At 36.7% G+C, this 17,923-nt stretch carries 21 protein-coding genes; 3 read left to right on the top strand and 18 right to left on the bottom strand.

Features of this window, described 5'->3' with window-relative positions:
• Positions 1 to 7 precede the first annotated feature (7 nt).
• The 7 genes from AC6BKE_RS03265 to AC6BKE_RS03235 all read right to left on the bottom strand — a co-directional run bounded on the left by AC6BKE_RS03265 (position 8) and on the right by AC6BKE_RS03235 (position 5,100).
• On the bottom strand, positions 8 to 532 hold the full coding sequence (locus AC6BKE_RS03265; protein WP_058843759.1) for a phage tail protein: 525 nt from the start codon (positions 530 to 532) through the stop codon (positions 8 to 10).
• A 14-nt stretch (positions 533 to 546) separates the two neighbouring features.
• Positions 547 to 1,047 carry a phage tail protein gene (locus tag AC6BKE_RS03260; RefSeq protein ID WP_089933958.1) on the bottom strand — a complete coding sequence of 167 codons (501 nt, stop codon included), beginning with the start codon at positions 1,045 to 1,047 and terminating at the stop codon, positions 547 to 549.
• Positions 1,048 to 1,062: 15 nt separating this feature from the next.
• A complete protein-coding gene (locus AC6BKE_RS03255) occupies positions 1,063 to 1,575 on the bottom strand; it encodes a phage tail protein (protein ID WP_089933955.1) in 513 nt (170 codons plus the stop codon).
• Between the two features lie 182 nt (positions 1,576 to 1,757).
• Entirely contained in the window at positions 1,758 to 2,219 is a 462-nt protein-coding gene (locus AC6BKE_RS03250; RefSeq protein ID WP_330493874.1) for a GNAT family N-acetyltransferase, read from the bottom strand.
• A gap of 20 nt (positions 2,220 to 2,239) precedes the next feature.
• Positions 2,240 to 2,635, bottom strand: coding sequence for a hypothetical protein (locus AC6BKE_RS03245; protein ID WP_330493870.1), 396 nt, complete (start codon positions 2,633 to 2,635; stop codon positions 2,240 to 2,242).
• Between the two features lies 1 nt (position 2,636).
• The gene (locus tag AC6BKE_RS03240; RefSeq protein WP_058843764.1) at positions 2,637 to 3,773 is read right to left on the bottom strand and encodes a hypothetical protein; all 1,137 of its coding nucleotides are present in this window, start codon (positions 3,771 to 3,773) and stop codon (positions 2,637 to 2,639) included.
• A 274-nt stretch (positions 3,774 to 4,047) separates the two neighbouring features.
• Positions 4,048 to 5,100, bottom strand: coding sequence for a response regulator transcription factor (locus AC6BKE_RS03235; RefSeq protein ID WP_089933949.1), 1,053 nt, complete (start codon positions 5,098 to 5,100; stop codon positions 4,048 to 4,050).
• A gap of 99 nt (positions 5,101 to 5,199) precedes the next feature.
• On the opposite strand from AC6BKE_RS03235, the gene AC6BKE_RS03230 reads away from it, so the two are divergent.
• Positions 5,200 to 5,904 carry a class I SAM-dependent methyltransferase gene (locus tag AC6BKE_RS03230; RefSeq protein ID WP_101966954.1) on the top strand — a complete coding sequence of 235 codons (705 nt, stop codon included), beginning with the start codon at positions 5,200 to 5,202 and terminating at the stop codon, positions 5,902 to 5,904.
• The gene (locus AC6BKE_RS03225) at positions 5,901 to 6,944 is read left to right on the top strand and encodes a saccharopine dehydrogenase family protein (RefSeq protein ID WP_499855813.1); all 1,044 of its coding nucleotides are present in this window, start codon (positions 5,901 to 5,903) and stop codon (positions 6,942 to 6,944) included. The genes AC6BKE_RS03230 and AC6BKE_RS03225 overlap by 4 nt, the downstream gene beginning before the upstream one ends.
• Before the next feature lie 51 nt (positions 6,945 to 6,995).
• Here AC6BKE_RS03225 and AC6BKE_RS03220 read toward each other — a convergent pair whose 3' ends face one another.
• The 10 genes from AC6BKE_RS03220 to AC6BKE_RS03175 all read right to left on the bottom strand — a co-directional run bounded on the left by AC6BKE_RS03220 (position 6,996) and on the right by AC6BKE_RS03175 (position 15,393).
• Complete coding sequence (locus AC6BKE_RS03220) at positions 6,996 to 7,718, bottom strand: amino acid ABC transporter ATP-binding protein (protein ID WP_036125761.1); 723 nt, start codon at positions 7,716 to 7,718, stop codon at positions 6,996 to 6,998.
• On the bottom strand, positions 7,711 to 8,370 hold the full coding sequence (locus tag AC6BKE_RS03215; RefSeq protein WP_036125759.1) for an amino acid ABC transporter permease: 660 nt from the start codon (positions 8,368 to 8,370) through the stop codon (positions 7,711 to 7,713). The genes AC6BKE_RS03220 and AC6BKE_RS03215 overlap by 8 nt, the downstream gene beginning before the upstream one ends.
• A 145-nt stretch (positions 8,371 to 8,515) precedes the next feature.
• Positions 8,516 to 9,310, bottom strand: a complete 795-nt coding sequence (locus tag AC6BKE_RS03210; protein ID WP_036125757.1) for a transporter substrate-binding domain-containing protein — start codon at positions 9,308 to 9,310, stop codon at positions 8,516 to 8,518.
• 316 nt (positions 9,311 to 9,626) lie between these two features.
• The gene (locus tag AC6BKE_RS03205; RefSeq protein ID WP_036125106.1) at positions 9,627 to 9,986 is read right to left on the bottom strand and encodes a Na+/H+ antiporter subunit G; all 360 of its coding nucleotides are present in this window, start codon (positions 9,984 to 9,986) and stop codon (positions 9,627 to 9,629) included.
• Positions 9,964 to 10,248 carry a Na(+)/H(+) antiporter subunit F1 gene (locus AC6BKE_RS03200; RefSeq protein ID WP_036125101.1) on the bottom strand — a complete coding sequence of 95 codons (285 nt, stop codon included), beginning with the start codon at positions 10,246 to 10,248 and terminating at the stop codon, positions 9,964 to 9,966. Before AC6BKE_RS03200 ends, AC6BKE_RS03205 begins: the two co-directional genes overlap by 23 nt.
• Positions 10,248 to 10,730 (bottom strand): Na+/H+ antiporter subunit E, encoded by a 483-nt coding sequence (locus AC6BKE_RS03195; protein WP_036125100.1) that lies wholly within the window; start codon positions 10,728 to 10,730, stop codon positions 10,248 to 10,250. Before AC6BKE_RS03195 ends, AC6BKE_RS03200 begins: the two co-directional genes overlap by 1 nt.
• Positions 10,730 to 12,235, bottom strand: coding sequence for a Na+/H+ antiporter subunit D (locus AC6BKE_RS03190; protein WP_036125097.1), 1,506 nt, complete (start codon positions 12,233 to 12,235; stop codon positions 10,730 to 10,732). Before AC6BKE_RS03190 ends, AC6BKE_RS03195 begins: the two co-directional genes overlap by 1 nt.
• Complete coding sequence (locus AC6BKE_RS03185; protein WP_036125094.1) at positions 12,228 to 12,566, bottom strand: Na(+)/H(+) antiporter subunit C; 339 nt, start codon at positions 12,564 to 12,566, stop codon at positions 12,228 to 12,230. Before AC6BKE_RS03185 ends, AC6BKE_RS03190 begins: the two co-directional genes overlap by 8 nt.
• Before the next feature lie 3 nt (positions 12,567 to 12,569).
• Positions 12,570 to 12,992 (bottom strand): Na(+)/H(+) antiporter subunit B, encoded by a 423-nt coding sequence (locus AC6BKE_RS03180; RefSeq protein ID WP_036125091.1) that lies wholly within the window; start codon positions 12,990 to 12,992, stop codon positions 12,570 to 12,572.
• Entirely contained in the window at positions 12,982 to 15,393 is a 2,412-nt protein-coding gene (locus AC6BKE_RS03175; RefSeq protein ID WP_036125089.1) for a Na+/H+ antiporter subunit A, read from the bottom strand. Before AC6BKE_RS03175 ends, AC6BKE_RS03180 begins: the two co-directional genes overlap by 11 nt.
• Positions 15,394 to 15,960: 567 nt before the next feature.
• Between AC6BKE_RS03175 and AC6BKE_RS03170 the strand changes: the two genes are divergently transcribed.
• Positions 15,961 to 16,647, top strand: a complete 687-nt coding sequence (locus tag AC6BKE_RS03170; protein ID WP_036125087.1) for an adenine nucleotide alpha hydrolase family protein — start codon at positions 15,961 to 15,963, stop codon at positions 16,645 to 16,647.
• Between the two features lie 33 nt (positions 16,648 to 16,680).
• Here AC6BKE_RS03170 and AC6BKE_RS03165 read toward each other — a convergent pair whose 3' ends face one another.
• Positions 16,681 to 17,886 (bottom strand): MFS transporter, encoded by a 1,206-nt coding sequence (locus AC6BKE_RS03165; RefSeq protein WP_036125084.1) that lies wholly within the window; start codon positions 17,884 to 17,886, stop codon positions 16,681 to 16,683.
• Between the last annotated feature and the right edge of the window lie 37 nt (positions 17,887 to 17,923).

Here is a 17,923-nt window from a genome sequence, read left to right as displayed (position 1 = left end):
CTCCTTGTTAGGGCTTCTGAGGATATATTCCTTCTAAACAAATAATAAAATTCATTGCTACAAAAGGCTGCATATTATTATGTGGCTGATTTCCTCCTTGTGGCTTTACTATGTCCACTTTCATTGCAACTGGATTTTTCACATTAACATATGGCTTTGCCGAAAGTGCTGACTCACTTCCCCAAATGGCATTAGTGGGGTTGTCAATTCCACCTGCTACTACAGAGGAACCCTGTGCGCTATGTGTATGAATAGGCATTTGCATTTCATTAAGTGTTACTGTGCTCGATCCTATTGATTGTGCAAATGTCCTTGGCGTTAAATTAGGACCATCGCCATAATGCATAGGGGCATGTCCCCTTAAATCAGGTAATTTAAATGTTGTCTTGCCATCTCCACCATAAGTTATGCCGATAATGGAATATAGAGCATTATATTGAGCAATAGATAATAGACTGCCATCACATAATGCCCAGTCCCTCGGAGCATAGTTTCCTGCGAAAATTCTAATTTCACCTAAATACGGATCCATTCTCTAATTCCTCCTTATACTCTACTTGGAAAGATGCCCATTGTTGCGATACAAAAAGATACGCTTAAATAGGGTTGCATATTATTATGTCCTTTATTCTGCCCTGTCATTGACAAAGCAGCTTCATTCATGGCTGTATTATCTTTTTTAGCATAAATATTCTTTCCATTAACTGCACCCCATGTATTATCTTTGGGGGAGGGCTTATCTGTTGTTGATGAATCTGCTGTTATTTGATGTGTATGAGCAGGTATCTCGTTAACTGTCAATGTATGTGTTGCTTCTCCTCCTATTGATCCATAGGCAATCTGATTACCTGAATGTAATGGTACCTTCCCCTGTAAATTGGGAATCGCAAAAATTGTCTTACCATCCCCTCCATATGTAAATCCTAACAATGAAAAAAGTGCAGTATTTGTAGCTACCGGTAAAAGTTGACCATTACAAGGAAGCCACCCATTCGGTATTTTATTGAAACTAAAAAGACGTATTTCTCCTAAAAATGGCTCTGCCATTATACTCACTCCTTTTTATTGAAAATCGGGATAAAGACCATTCGTTGCAATAATAAAATTAATAACAAATGATGGCATAATGTTACTATGAGATTGAGTTCCACCTACATTAGAAACTAACTTGTTATTCATTTGTACAATATTACTGGAAACATTTGTTTGATAGTTGGTGAGGTTTGATACACCCCATGTATTATTAGCTGGTGAATTTTCTGTTGCTTCATTTGCTATATTATTGGCATAAACGCCATGAGTATGTGCAGGTAGATGTTCCTCGGTTAACATAACTGTCTCCACTCCACCTTTACTTGCCCATGGATACTGAGAACAATTATGAATCGGTAATCTTCCACGTAAATCAGGTAAAGCAAAATTCGTTGCACCGTCTCCCCCGTATTTGACACCTATTAATGAAAAAAGTGCCTCATTACCTGTAATAGTTAATAATTGACCATTGCATAGTTCCCACCCTACTGGGGCATATTTACCGCTAAACATGCGAATTTCTCCTATATATTGATCTGACATTATGCAAACCCTCCCTTATTGTAATTTCAATGAGTGCTATAAAAACGCATTAAGCAATACTCGCTAACACATCTTTATGTGCTTCTTGAATAGACTCTACTTTCATATCTACTTCGATGCGAAATATTTAGAAAATGATAGGTACATAATCTTGAACTTTTTGAAATTGAAAGATTTCTTTCTTACTGCCATGTCATTTTCAAATATATTTCATCTGCTGACGATATTTGAAATCCTAATCTCTCATAAAGATTTTTCGCAGGATTTGTATGAAAAACTTGCAATATAACTGGCTTATTCTCTTCTCTTGCCTTCTGTTGAAGTTGAGTAATTAAAAATGTACCTATCCCTTTACCTTGGTAACTTGGTAAAATTGAAATATCAATAAGATGATGATAATCTGATAATTCTTCCGTTAGTAATCTCCCTACGTATTGTTCACCTACAGCAATGATAGAATGACTTGCCCCTGGAAATTGCTGATGATAGGAAGCTTGCTGTGCGCGCCATTGCATTTCTAAAAAAAGCTTCTTTTGTTCAGCTGACCATCCCCATGAATCTATTTCTTGATTTCTTGTAGATGCATAGATTTCGAAAAGAAATGCTTCATCTTCCTTTGTAATAGATTTAAGCTCGATTTTCATCACATTTGTTCCACTTTCTTTTAAACATACTTATTAGTCACAATGATAGATCTTACAAAGTTATGTCCTTTTTCAGGTAAGTCTTCCCAGCTATCTACATGCAATTGATGTTCAGTTAAGCATTCAGCTCGATTTTTACTTTTTTGAGGTACGTCTAGGACTAGCGAGATTGTGCCATAGGATTTTTCGCCTGATGGGACTTTATCTCGCCATGAACAAGAGCATTCATAACCATTCGGACCCGTTGAAGCTTTTACTCCTAATGCCTGCAATGTTGTATTTGGTGGAATACTAATTGGCTGCTTGTCCTCCTCATCATTGGTATTCCAGATTCCCCATTCCAACTGTGATTGAAAAACTTCAAGCTCACGGTCTGTTGCATTTGTAATCATTAATGAAAATGTCCAAGTCGCCATTTTAGTACTCTCCTCCTGTCGTCACTTTTTTCTTCGCGTTATCCATCACATCATATACATGTGTACGATGTAATACTGCATAATCCCATTCAGATGCGCCAATGAGCGTTGTGACATTATTATTGTCCGTTCGATAAAGAAGAATCATTTTACTAAAAATCCATGGCACAACGTCCATATCCTTATCGCTTGGGGCTTCAAAAACTCTTTCCTTTGATTTTTTTTCAGTTTGCTGTTGCTCTTTTGTAACAGCGTTTAATATATTAAATTTTGCCTTTAATTCCGCCTGTAGTTCCTGCGCTACGCTCGCCTTCACTACTTTTTCTTCAGATACGGAGATCTTTTCAGTAAATTTAAAGGCTGTTTCAATAGTGCTAACCTTCTCCTCTACCACCTTACTAGCAGTAGATAATCCATACTCATCTTTAACTGTAATTTTCCCCTTTTTAGTAACAGTTTCAATCTTAGTAGCATCCGCTCTTAAACAAGTCACCTCTACAGAAAAATACTGTTGCACTTCACGCTGCTTTAAATAAAGACTATCAAATTCTAAATCATTTACCCCGTCCCATAATATTTTAGAAATATTGAAGAGAGACGTTCGGAATAATGACATTTTTTCAAAATGAACACCACTCGGAATATATTGATTCAGATCTATATCTCTAACATCCTCAATTTCTTTCAATGTTTTGATTTTGGACCAGTCCGTAAACAAATTGTTACTTATTTCTTTTTGTCTCCATTTATCCAATTTGTTAGAAATTCGTATATTTCGAACAAAGTTATGACCATCATGTGTAATATCTTTCCACTCCGCTACTTCAAAATATCCATTTGCTCGACATCTAGCTTCATTAGGATCATTATAGGGAACATTTACATAAAGGCTTATTACCCCATACGGTGCTTGATATTCATTATTTTTATCTTTCCAGGAACAAGAAAATTCATAACCATTTGGTCCAAAAGCTGATTTGGCGCCAACAGCTTGAATCGTTTCTCCCGCTTTAATAGATTGAGGTTCTTTATCCTCTTCACCACCTGTATTCCAATAACCCCAATGCAACTGTGATTCTACCAGCTCTAAATCTCGATCTGTGTCATTCGTGACATTTAGATAGAAAGTCCATGTCATTGTTTGATCCTCCCGTTAATTGAATTTTCAGAATAATTTACATGTAATTTTTTACTATCTGTATCCCGTGATGTCGATTATTGTATTTTTATGAGACTTTCTTACAGCTTTAATTATAGTATAGGTTCCATCTATTCTCTATAAAATAATTCCATTTTTTAGGTTAATTTTTCTTAACCTTCACTTCATTATTTAGTTCAATTCAATCAGATTGAAACTTTTCACCTTATCAAAACAACAAAAATCTGCAAAAGGTGCAGATTTTTATTGTTTCCTATTCATTTATTTGAAAGCGAGAGAATATCTTCCAGACTAATTCATTACGGTCTCCCACACCTACTTTTTGAAAGATTAGCTTTAAATGATCTTGTACAGTGTAGCTAGAAATGCCAAGATTATATGCAATCACCTTTGTTGGTATGCCCCTCATCATTTCCACTACTACCTCTTTTTCTCTAGGTGTGAGTTGATAAGCAGTTAGTAAAAAAGCCAACATCTCTTTAGGAGACGCTTCATTTAATAAAATGGCTATTTGCTGCTGTAAATCGGTTGTCATAAGAAAAGAAGCTTGGATTGTAATATATCCTTTGTCATGGATAGGCACTAGTAAGGAAATAGGTGTATTGTCTTCAGCCTGTAACTTAGCGCAAGATGCCTGTATGGGCTTGGGTAATTGCCCATCCGACAAGCCTTCATTACTTCTTAAAAGTGCTAGTATTTGAGAAGCCTTCGTACTCATAGATAAAATATGATAATCCTTATCTAAAATAACGATGCCACTCTCTCCTGCTTCTGTTGACAGCCGCTCTTCAATAATTGAATGGTAGAACGCCTTTAATGCCTCTCCCATCACTGGCATGAGTATTTTTATTTGTTCTAGCTCATCATCTTGAAAGATGGACTGTGCATTTTTCATCTTTTTAAAAAGGGTTAAAAAGCCATAACATTGCCCCTGAAACATTAATGCAGCTCGAATTTCGTCGCTAAAGCCATTGGGCACTAATATCTCCCTATAACGCAAGCTCTGACTACTTGCATCACTTAATCGTCCTATACATTGGCCACTTTCCACTAGCTTTCTATAGTTATTCACATCTTCAAATGCATATTCAAAAGTCATTATTTTTTGATGAACATCCTCAATCGATTGCTCTGTTACAGCACCGATCGAAAAAAGGGTTTGCGTATCTGTCACTGAACAGCAATAGGCATCAAAATCAATGAATTTCCGTAATTCTTCTACCATCATTTGTCGATATTGAAATGAATTTTGACTATTTTTTATACATCTCTCTGATCTCCTTTGCCAATCATGACAATTTCTCATAAAACTCCTCCCCCCAGAATTATGGGATAGCACATTCTCCATAAGTATTTATAATTGAGAATAATTATTAATTATATTGTACAACACGGAGGTATAAAAATGAAAAATCCACTACATGATTGGCACAGTCCCATTGTATCTACTTATCAAAATACCATTCGACAAAAAATTATAGGCTATGACCTCATCTATAACATGATGACAGATATACTTCGTGGTCACCCTGTCATTGATAACACTTTAGTAGTAGGTGCTGGCGGAGGTCAGGAACTTCTTACTCTAGGAGAAGCCTTCCCTTCCTCACATTTTACAGCCGTTGATACTTCAACAATCATGCGACAGGCTGCTGATCAGCGCATACAGCAGCTTGATCAAGACCTTCATATTGATTGGTATGAGGATGATGTACTTTCCCTCAGATTCCACCATCCATATGATGTTACTACCTGCCATTTGGTTTTACATTTTATAAAGGATCTCGAACAAAAAAGGGCACTACTGCAAAAATTGGCAACAAGCCTACAGAATGGGGGCGTCTTATTCATTTCTTCTATTAATGCTGATATGACAGACACAATATGCCAACAGCAGCTCAAGTATTGGCGAAATTCCATGTACCAAAATGATATTTCCGAAGAAGATTGGTTACGTTTTGAGCAGTCCTTTGGCTCAACTATTTATCCAATTAAACTTGAATTATTGATTGACTTACTACATGAGGTCGGCTTCACAAAGATTGTTCCCTATTTTAAATCATATTTAGTCGATGCATTAGTAGCCACGAAGGAAGAGGTAAATAAATGAGCAGAGAAAATATTTTAATTGTCGGAGGCTATGGTGAAGTCGGTAGTAAAATGGCAACTATGCTACTCACAAGCTATCCAAACAAAATATGGATTGCAGGTCGAAGCTTTGAAAAGGCAAAACAATTTTGCGCACAACACCATCATCTTGCTAAGCCTATCCAAATGGATGTGTCCAAGACCGTAAACGCTCAGCAATTAGCCAATGTAGCACTTGTCATTATGTGTCTAGAGCAAAAAGATACTGCATTTGCACATCTCTGCTTGAAGGAAGGGATTATGTATATCGATATTACGGCAAGCTATGTCTTCCTAAAAAAATTAGAGGAACTCCATCCAATAGCTAAACAGAATAATGCAACAGCCGTTTTTAGTGTTGGTATGGCACCTGGATTGACTAATTTAATGGCTATGCATGCTGCACAGCAATTAGCCTCCATCGAGAAACTCCATATTTCTATCCTACTAGGAGCAGGCGATACACATGGAAACGCGGCTATTCTCTGGATATTACACCAACTAAACACTCCGTTTTATAGTTATAAAAATAAAAAAACCACTAATTTTACTAATAGGAGAAAAGTTCCGTTTAAAGAGCTTGGCAAACGTAGTGTGTACCAATTCAACTTCTCAGACCAACATACATTAGCAAAGCATTTCCCTACTATTCCAATCATGACAAGATTGGGCTTTGATGTAGAGTCACTCAATTGGTTCGTATCCTTTTTACAAAAAAGCCGTATTGCAAAATTGTTAAAATTCAACAAAATACAAACAACACTCGCTTCTCTCATTCAAAAAATAAAAATTGGCTCAGAGGTATGTGGCATTCACGTAGAAGCCATTGGGAAAAAACATCATAAAGAAGCAGTCTTTACATTAGACTTTCTTGACCGTGATGAATCTCTCGTGACAGCAAAAGTTGCAACGGCGATTGCTAAAGAACTCCTGAACAACAAGCATCCTTTTGGAACTTATCATATTGAGGAACTGTTTACACTAGAAACATTACAAGCTCAATTCACATTTTCTTCCCAATAAAAAAAGCATTTAGCACTCGCCTATACGGGAGAGCTAAATGCCTCTGATTATTTATAAAACTTTTTCCAAAAAATCCTTTGCACGCTGTGTTGATGGTGCTGTAAAAAACAATTCTGGTGGAGCATCCTCAATGAGCTTACCACCATCAAGGAAAAGAATACGATCAGCAACCTCACGAGCAAAGCCCATCTCATGTGTCACAATCAACATGGTCATACCTGAATCTGCGAGGCTTTTCATAACTGCTAATACCTCTTTTACCATTTCAGGATCAAGTGCTGATGTAGGCTCATCGAATAATATAACTTTAGGGTCCATCGCAAGTGCTCGCGCAATGGCAACACGTTGCTTTTGTCCCCCAGATAATCGGTTTGGATATTCCTGGCGCTTCTCAAACAGTCCTACTTTCTTCAGTAGTTCTTCTGCTTTGTTGATAGCAGCTGTTTTATCTAACCCCTTCACATTGATTGGGGCATATGTTAAATTTTCTAGTACTGTTTTATGAGGGAAGAGATGGAAATGCTGAAATACCATTCCTACTTCTGCACGTATTTTCATAATATTTGTCCCTTTATCCGTAAGGACATCCCCTGCAATTGTTACCTTTCCACTCGTGGGGATTTCTAATAAGTTTAAGCAACGAAGGAATGTCGATTTACCAGATCCTGATGGTCCAATAATGGCGATTACTTCTTGTTCTTTGATTTCTGTAGAAATACCCTTTAGTACTTCATTTTGCCCATATGATTTGTGTAAATCTTCAATTTTAATCACTTTTTCTCATTCCTTTCTCGATTCGTTTACCAAGGAACGTTAAAACAAGCGTCATAAGGTAATAAATTACTCCCGCAAAAAGTAATGGCTCAAGATAACGGTATGTTGAACCTCCTACAATATAGGCACGACGCATAATATCTAATGCACTGATTACCGTCACAACGGCTGTTTCTTTATTTAATGTAATAAATTCATTAACTAAAGATGGTAAAATATTTTTTACTGCTTGTGGAATAATAATATCCTTCATCATTTTTGCATATGGAATTCCAAGTGCTTGTGCAGCTTCCATTTGCCCTTTATCCACTGCATTAATACCAGCACGGATAATTTCTGAAATATAAGCACCAGAGTTTAAACCAAATGCAATAATCGCTGTAGGAATTGGTTCAATTTGAATATCCAGTAATTGTGGTACTGCATAATAAATAATCAATAATTGTAATACAAGTGGTGTACCACGGAAAATCGACGTATAGAAATCAGCAAACCAACGTAAAACATTGACCTTACCAATTTTACATAATGCCAGTAGTATACCTACGATAAAACCGATGATGGATGCACCGATTGCAATTTGAAGTGTAACACCTATCCCTTTTAAAATATAAGGAATAGAGGGAACAATCGCCGTAAAATCTAAATTCACAGCGCTCCCTCCTTTCTTTTTCATCTTGATACAGCTATTGTTTTTTATACAGAAGGTGAAACGTCGAGCATAGAAAACTCTCCCCTCTATAGGGGAGAAGAAAAGCACAAGCGATAGCCCAAATAAGAGCTATCGCACGCTTTAATTATTCAACTTTTTCTAACCATTTTTCTTCTAACTCTTGAATTTTTCCTTCTTCTGCTAATTCTTTTAGTGCTTTGTTAATTTTATCTTTCAAATCGCTGCCCTTTGGAACTGCGATCGCTTTGAAATCTTCCGGTTGTTCTTCTACAGGAAAGGCTTCTAATTGGTCATTTGTTTTTAAATAACCTTTCGCAACGCCACCCTCTAAAATACCTGCGTCTAAGCGTTTAGACATCATATCTTGAATAATCTCAGGGATACGTGTACGTCCTTCTACTGCTACATCTACTTTTTTTGCAATATCATTACCTAAATTTTCTTGAATAGATGCTGTTTGTACACCAATCTTTTTTCCAGCCAAGTCAGCTTCTTTTTTAATGCCGCTATCCTTTTTAACAATGATTACTTGCTCTGTTTCATTGTATTGATCAGAGAAATCAACCACTTTTTCACGATCTGGGTTTGGTGTCATACCCGAAATAACTACATCAATTTTCCCTGCTTGTAATGCTGGTACTAAACTGTTGAAGTCCATATCTTGCACTTGCATGTCAACGCCTATTTTTTCTCCAACTAATTTGATTAAATCAATATCAAATCCAATAATTTCTTCACCTTTAGCTGCATCAACATATTCAAATGGAGCATAGTCAGCTGAAGTACCAACCTTTAATACTTGCTTGTTCCCTGTATCAGTATTAGATCCTGTATCGCTTGCATTATTATCTTTAGTGCCGCATGCTGCAAGTACACCTATAACAAGTACAAGCATTACCATGAATAACTTGTTCTTCATAATCATTGATCTCCTTTTATTTATAATTTATTGTGTATGAGAATTCATTTCTCGAAAATAGTTGATTGGATATTTATTCATACTTAAGAATAAAAAATCTATCTGCTAATTAAGATATACTCTTTTGAAATAATAATCAAGATAAACTAAAAATATTTTAGCGAATTATTATATACATAATTTTCAGATAAGTCAATTTATTTATATTTCAATTGCTCTTTACTATACTATTTTCCGAAAGCACAACAATTATCCCATAAATAATGAATTAAAAATAAATAAAAAAAGACCCCCAATGTAATGGAGGTCCTCCAATTTATTTTTCCTCAGGAAACAACTTTGTCTTTAGCTCGTCCTCTCCAGAGCCTTCTGCTAATGGAACATGCGAACGATAAGCTGCGCGGCAGATTAAATGTCCAGCAACTGGTGCTGTTACAAAGACGAAAAGAATACCTAAAATGAGGCGTACACTGACAAAACCATCATGCACCCAAAAATAGATAAACGTACCTAGTAAACAAGTTAACACTGATAATGTAGAGCTTTTCGTAGCAGCATGTGATCGTGTATACACATCTGGTAAGCGAATCATGCCAAATGCGCTAATAACGCTCACTATTGAACCTATCAAAATAAGGATGACGGCCGCCCATTCAATCATTTGATTTACGTTCAACAATCACACCTCTTTCAATATATTTGGTAAAGGCAATTGTACCAATAAACGCTAAAATACCTAAAATAAGAATGGCCTCCAAATATGCCTTCGTCTTTAAAATAATCGAAACAATCGCAATGGCCGATAATAGATTTACACCAATTGTATCGAGAGCTATGGCTCGATCAGGCATTGATGGACCACGGATGACTCTATACAGCGACAGCGCAATGGAAATACTAAAAAAAGCAAGCGCTAGCAGTAGAATATTGGTAATCATTAGCGTGTCACCTCCATTATTGCTTGTTCAAATTTCCCAATTGAGCGTATGACAGCATCCTTAGACTGCTCAATGTCCATGGCATGGATATAAAAGACATCGCCCTCTTCTGATACTTCCATCACTACAGAGCCAGGTGTTAACGTTAGCAGTAAGGCAAGAGCTGTAATCTCCCAATCGCCCTTAAGTACCGTTTTATACGTGAAAATACCAGGTGTAATGTTAAGCCTTGGAGTAGTTATTTGTCTTATAACGCTATAACTTGATAAAAATAGCTCCCAATTAAACAGCCATAATAATTTTAAGATTGAAAAGACACGTCGCAAATAAAATTGGGTGCCATAAAAGCGATGCATCGCATATAAAATACCCATACCTACAATAAAGCCCATTAAAAATGTCGAAAAATGTGGTGTCACTTCATCCTGTAAAAGTAACCAAAGTGTTGCGATAAATAAATTTAAGATAAACTGCATCGCCATTATTTATTCACCTCACCTTGCCATAAATCACCATCTAAAACAGCATCAATATAAATAGATGGTGTATAAAGTGTTTCCGCTGCATCTGTTACAAAAGGTGCCAATTTTTCAGCCCCAATACCTAAACCGAGTGTACATGCAGCCAATAGTGTTAATGGTAGCAGAATACGTTTTGGTAAAGGTTTTTCATCCTCTATACTAATGATGGTTTCTCCAAAAAAGGAAGAAAGAAATATTCGTAGCAGTGAATACAAAACAATTAAACTAGAGAAAAATCCTAGACCTAATAGAACAAAATTGCCACCTTCTATCGCACCTTGTCCAATTAAAACTTTTCCTAGAAAACCGCTTAATGGCGGTATACCAGCTAAAGAACACATAGCTACAAAGAATAACCATCCAAAAAAAGGATAATTTCGTATAAGTCCACTCATTTTATCTATTACCGTTTCCCCAGTGACATAAATCATCATACCAATTGCTAAAAACAGCATAGCCTTGGCTACCATATCATGCATTAAATAGTAGACAACGCCTTGCAAGGCTGATTCTGTACCAATCGCTAGACCAGCTACTATAAAGCCAACACCAATCAGCACATTGTAGGAGGCAATCGTTCTGACATCTCGTCCTGAAAGAGCGCCGATACAGCCTGCTATAATCGTGACTCCAGCCATTATGCCGAGTGCCATGTGTGTGACTTCCGTATTGTTAGGGAAAAGCAATGTAAAAGTACGTACAAGTGCATAAATCCCTACCTTTGTTAATAAAGCAGCGAATAAAGCAGCAATAGCAGTTGGTGGTACACTATAGGAGCCTGGCAACCAGAAGAATAATAAAAGTCCAGCCTTCAAGCTGAAGACAATTAAGAAAATAAGCGCCACTGTTGTAATAAGGGGATTAGTCCCTGCCTCCATCACACGAACAGATATATGGGCCATGTTTAATGTACCAACTGTGCCATATAGGAAAGCTAACGCCACTAAGAAAATCCAAGAGGCCACAATATTGATGAGCACGTATTTCAATGCTTCACGCAGTTGAATTTTCTCGCCACCTAAGCTAATAAGTGCATAGGAAGCAAGCAGCATTACTTCAAAACATACAAATAAGTTAAAAATATCGCCCGTCAAAAATGAGCCGTTAACGCCCGCTACCATGAGTAAGGTAAATGGATAAAAATACATTTTTTCATACCTTAACTCCATCGTAAAAATTGCATATAGTATACAAATAACGGCCACAAGATTAGCAACTAACACTAATAATGTTGCAAATGAATCTGCCACAAATGAAATACCAAATGGCGGAGCCCAGCCACTAAAATCAATTCGCAATATACCTTGATGTTGAATCTCTAACAATAAAATAATGCTAATAATAACAATAAAGCTTAATGTCAATAAGCTGATGATACGTTGTAACATCACATGCTCTTTTAAAAAAACCAGTAAAATAGCTGTAATTACCGGTACAATTAATGGTAAGACAATTATATTACTCATCCGGCGTACCTCTCAATTCATCAAAATTCCCTGAACCATTTGTCTTGTACGCACGATAGCCTAAAACTAAAACAAATGCAGTAACAGCAAAGCTAATCACAATAGCTGTTAAAATTAACGCTTGTGGTAACGCATCTGTATAAGGGCCCTCTGATTCCCCTAATAATGGTACAGCTCCTTTTTTAAGACCTCCCATTGTCAGAATCAGTAAGTGGGCAGCATGTGATAAAACAGCAGTGCCTAATATAACACGCAATAACTGTTTCGAGAGGATTAAGTACGTTGCAACAGCTACTAATATACCTACTAAAACAAGTATTAAAGACTCCATTGGCTACTCATCCTCACTTATACTTAAAATAATTGTCACAACAACACCCACCACCGTTAAAGCTACACCCGCTTCAAAAATGGTTACGGTTGAAAAACCCATTTTCCCAAATATCGGCACATCAATATACGTATAGGCCTGTGTTAAAAACGGCACATCGAAAAACAACGAACCTATTGCAGTTCCAGTTGCAAGCAATACGCCTAATGCTGCAACCTTTTTAAAGTCAAATGGCATTCCTTTATGCACAGTCTCAATATCATAGGCTAAGTATAATAAAACAATGCCAGAAGCTAACACGAGGCCACCTATAAAGCCACCACCTGGCGCGTGATGTCCAGCAAAGAACAAATACACGCCAAGTGTTAAAATAATGAACACGACTGTCTTTGTGACCGTCCTTAATATCACATCATTAATTTTCACGATCTGCTTCCTCCTTTCGTGGCTTAAGCTTTGTCAACATATAGACCCCTAAGCCAGCAATCAGAAGAACAACAACCTCTAACATCGTATCAAAGGCACGGAAATCCCCTAGAATTGTATTGACAATATTGGAACCCCCAGCCAATTCATAGGAATCATTGAAGTAAGTGGACACTGGTTCAAAGCGATCGTAGTGTACGACTGCCAATCCAACCATTGTTACGGTTGCCCCAACAAAAATGGAGATCATCGCTTTTGACCACTGAATCCTTTTGCGAGGAGCTTCCGGCATTAGATCTGGTAAATATTTAAAGCACAACAGGAATAAAGCCGTTGTTACCGATTCAACAACCAATTGTGTTAAAGCTAGATCTGGTGCACGGAAAATGACAAAGAAGAAGGCAATGGAATAACCTAATACACCATTTAACAACATAGCTGTCACACGACCTTTTGCAAAAATCATCCAAACTGCTGCAAAAATCATGACAAATACAAGAATTAGCTCATAGTATTCAACAGCAGAGTCCATGTCAAAATGAAAGGTCATTGCGTCTGACCAAATAAAATAACCAGCAATAAGTGCAACGAAAAATACATATATATAGACAAAATAATGTGTTAAATTACCTGTCATATATTTACTAGTGAGCTTCTTAGAGCCGCTTTCACTCATCTCAATTATTCGATTGTAATACGTATTAAACGTATACTTTTGTGAAAATAGGCGATAAAGTGGCTTCCAGCTTTTTAATGTTTTGAATAAGATTATCCCAATAATAATGACACCTAGCGTCATTATTAATTCCGCATTGATGCCATGCCACGCATGGACATGTGGTGTTAATTCACTTGTTGTTGGGAATGTAGGATAAATACTTGCCATAGCAGGCTCTAAAATATAGTGACCTAGCACATTTGGGAAGAAAAAGATACCTATTACCAACAAGCATAAGATTATTGGTGAAATTAACATGCCAAACGGAGCTTCATGTGGTTTTCTATCCATCTTCTCTGGCTGTAGTTTACCCAAAAATGTACGGCTAATTAATATCAAACTGTAAACAAATGTAAAGATACTGGCCACCCATGCTACTAATGGGAAAAACAGCCCTACATCAGCAATTGAGAATGCCTCTACATCTCGAATAGCCAATACCGCAGCAAAAAACATTTCCTTACTTAAGAAACCATTAAATGGCGGTAATCCTGCCATCGAGAAGCTACCGATAACTGCGATTGTAAATGTTATAGGCATTAAAGACATTAAGCCACCTAAACGGCGAATATCACGAGTACCTACTTCATGATCGACAATTCCAACCATCATGAATAAGGCTCCCTTAAATGTCGAGTGATTCACAAGGTGAAATAACGCCGCAAAGCTTGCTTGTGTATAGAGAATAGAATTCTCTGCATAGCCATAATAATGACCAACAGATCCAAGACCAAATAGACTCATAATTAAGCCCAGCTGACTCACTGTTGAAAAAGCTAATAAAGCTTTTAAATCCGTTTGACGAACAGCATTAAAGGAACCCCAGAATAGTGTAATTAGACCAACGACACTGACTAGCCAGAACCAAATGGCTTCTCCTCCAAAGACTGGTGAAAAACGGGCAACTAAATAAATTCCTGCCTTAACCATTGTCGCTGAGTGTAAGTAAGCACTAACAGGTGTTGGTGCTTCCATAGCATCCGGTAACCAAATATGGAATGGAAATTGAGCAGACTTTGTAAAAGCTCCTAGTAAAATTAAAATTAGCGCTGGCGTAAACAGAGAATGATCACGTATTACTTCTACATTAGCTACAATTTCACGAATACTAAATGTTTGAGAGGCCACGTAAAGCATTAAGAAGCCTGCAAGCATCGATAGACCACCAAAGACTGTAATCATCATCGCCTTTTTAGCTCCTGCGCGAGATGCTTTTCTATGGTGCCAAAAAGCAATTAATAGGAATGATGACACACTTGTTAGTTCCCAAAATGTGTATAATACCATTAGGTTATCTGAAAAAACAACGCCAAGCATAGCGCCCATGAATAGTAATAAATAGCAGTAAAAATGATGAAGAGATTCTTTCGTTGATAAATAAAAAATAGAATATAAAATGACTAAACTACCTACTCCTGTAATCAGTAAACCAAAAATCATACTGAGTCCATCAAGGTAAGTTGTGAAATTTATATTAAAAGAGGGAATCCACTCATATGTATGGATAAATGTTTTACCCTCGGCAAGTTGAGGAATATAGCGCGCGAGTAAAAGAAACAAGATAAGTGGAACAGATAAAACAAACCAGCCAAGATGTGTGACACGCCTTAGTCGCCTATAAAGCAATGGGATTAGTGCAGCACAAACAATTGGCAAAAGTATTGCGATGAGAACAGTAACCAAATGAAAACCTCCTACTATCAAAATCATCTAGCAAATTTTTGTGGTGATTGGAATGGTAAGTGCTAAGACTCTAGAAATTTGTTCAAGCTAAGTAACATATCAGATCTATTCTTGAAATTTTTTAAATGGAATGTGGTGGGGTGTGAAAAAGTGCCTTGTCGTTTATCAAAAATGGTTATGTTAGTTATTTAGTCACTTCTAACCCGATGCAAGCCTAAATAACTTGTGGAAAATCAGATAATTTATACAGTTGTAACTTAGGTTATATCAGTACAATGAAGACACTTGACTATCTATTTAACACACTGCATAATAGTGTGGCATATGAAAGCAATTTTGCTCAGATGCACATAATGCATAAATTAAATAATTTTAAATTATTGATTTAAGCTTAATCCTTCAAGGGTTTTCCAATATATTTCCGTTAACTTTTATACGTTTTTAAGTATACAATATAAATGAGCATAATGCACTGTAACAGCATCAATTTTAGCTGTTTTAGGATAATTTTTTCGATACAACAGTGAAATTAACAAAATACCAACAGATAAGAGGTGTACATTTTTTATGAAGCATGTAAAAGGGCGTTTGGATGAAAGTATATTAGTTTGTGTTTACTACGGCTTAAATGGCGAACGTTTAATACGTCGTGGTCATAAGATGGCCACAATGCTAGATTGTCCACTCTATATTCTTTCAGTCGATTCGCAACCCCTTGATGCATTTGACGCAGAAAAATCTAGTTATATAGAGCAATGGAAGAAGCTATCAGATGAACTTGAGGTTGAAAAATTCATTTTGCAAGATAATGAAAAACGCCCCATTCAAAAAGTTATTGCAGAAGTCGCAAAGAGTTATGGTATTTCACAAATTATCGTAGGGCAAAGCGCACAAAGTCGTTGGGAGGAAATCACTAAAGGTTCTTTCCTAAACGTACTGTTAAAAGAAGTTCCTTTTGTAGACTTTCATATTGTGGCTGTTCAACGTCCAACAGACGATGATGCAAATGAAACATATGAAAAAGGAGTACGTGCTTACTTAATTAAAGAGCAGGATCACTTTAAAGTAGCATTTACTTGCCCTAAATATGTATCCATCGAAGGTATATTTTTCAAGGAAATTGGCACGGACTTTGACAATGGCATCTTTAAATTTACTTACAATGATAAAATGCATGAAGTTCATATTTCAGAGGGCTACGTGATCGATCAAGAGAAGTTGCCAGCAGAATTTTTAGCTCCATTAAGACAATAAAAAGACGCGTACCTCTTAAAGAGGACGCGTTTTTTAAACTGCAGTGGATGCTGGTTTATCCTTCGGTAAAAAGAAGGCAATCAACAATAATAACGGTAATAAGGAAACGACCATCATAGTAAAATCAATCCCTTTATGATCCATTAAAATGCCGATAACCATCGCACCTATTGCTCCCATACCAAAGGCAAAGCCCGTTGTTAAGCCAGCCATTGTACCAATTTTTGTTGGTACTAGCTCTTGAGCATAGACTACCGTTACGGAGAAGCTAATCATAATCAATGTACCGATAATGACTAAAAATATCATAGCGGCCCATAATGGTACATAGGGCAATGCTAAACAAAATGGCATTGGCACTACCACAGAAAGAATAATGACATTCTTTCTACCAATACGATCTGATAAAGAGCCTCCGAAAAATGTACCTACTACCCCGAATGCCATGAAGGTGAATATTAATATTTGTCCTAGTCGCAGGCTGACATCATAGTGATCCATCAAATAAAACACATAAAAGCTTGTTATATTTGTTGTATAAAATGATCGTGCAAAAATAATTGTAAATAATAATGTTAACGCAATTCCTACTTGTTTCTTTGTTAAAGGAGGCAATGTTGAGATTAGTACACGTTTTTTCTTCGCTATACGCTCTTGCTCCAATTGTTTTTTATACCATGTAGCTATTTTACTCAATAAAATGATACCGAACGTTGCAACGACTAATACGATTGCAGCACCTCGCTGCCCGAAAATATCAAAGATGTACGCACTAATTAACGGTGCAAGAGCTTGTCCTGAATTTCCTCCTACTTGATAGATAGACTGAGCAAGTCCTCTTTTAGAACCAGCTGCCATAAATGAAACTCGCGATCCCTCAGGGTGAAATATAGCTGAACCAAAGCCGATAAATAATACCGCAATAATAATAATCCAATACTGTGTTGTAAACGCGATAATGGCGATACCTATAAAAGAACTAATCATACCTATTGGTAAAGCATAGGGCATTGGTTTTTTATCACTGATAAAGCCTACAGCAGGCTGTAATGCAGAAGCAAATATGTTTAAAACAAAAGAAATCATACCAATTTGTGTAAAGGTCAAACCTAATTCACTCTTAAATATCGGAAACATCGCTGGGATAACAGCTTGCATCGTATCATTGATAAGGTGAGCAACACCGATTGCAACCATAATTGGATAGATTGGATTTGTTAAATTTAATTGTTTATTCATGTTGCCACCTCGCTCATATTTTGTTTATACAGGATTG

This window comes from Lysinibacillus sp. COL-1 (assembly GCF_059814265.1).
This window is presented reverse-complemented; position numbering and strand designations above follow the sequence as displayed.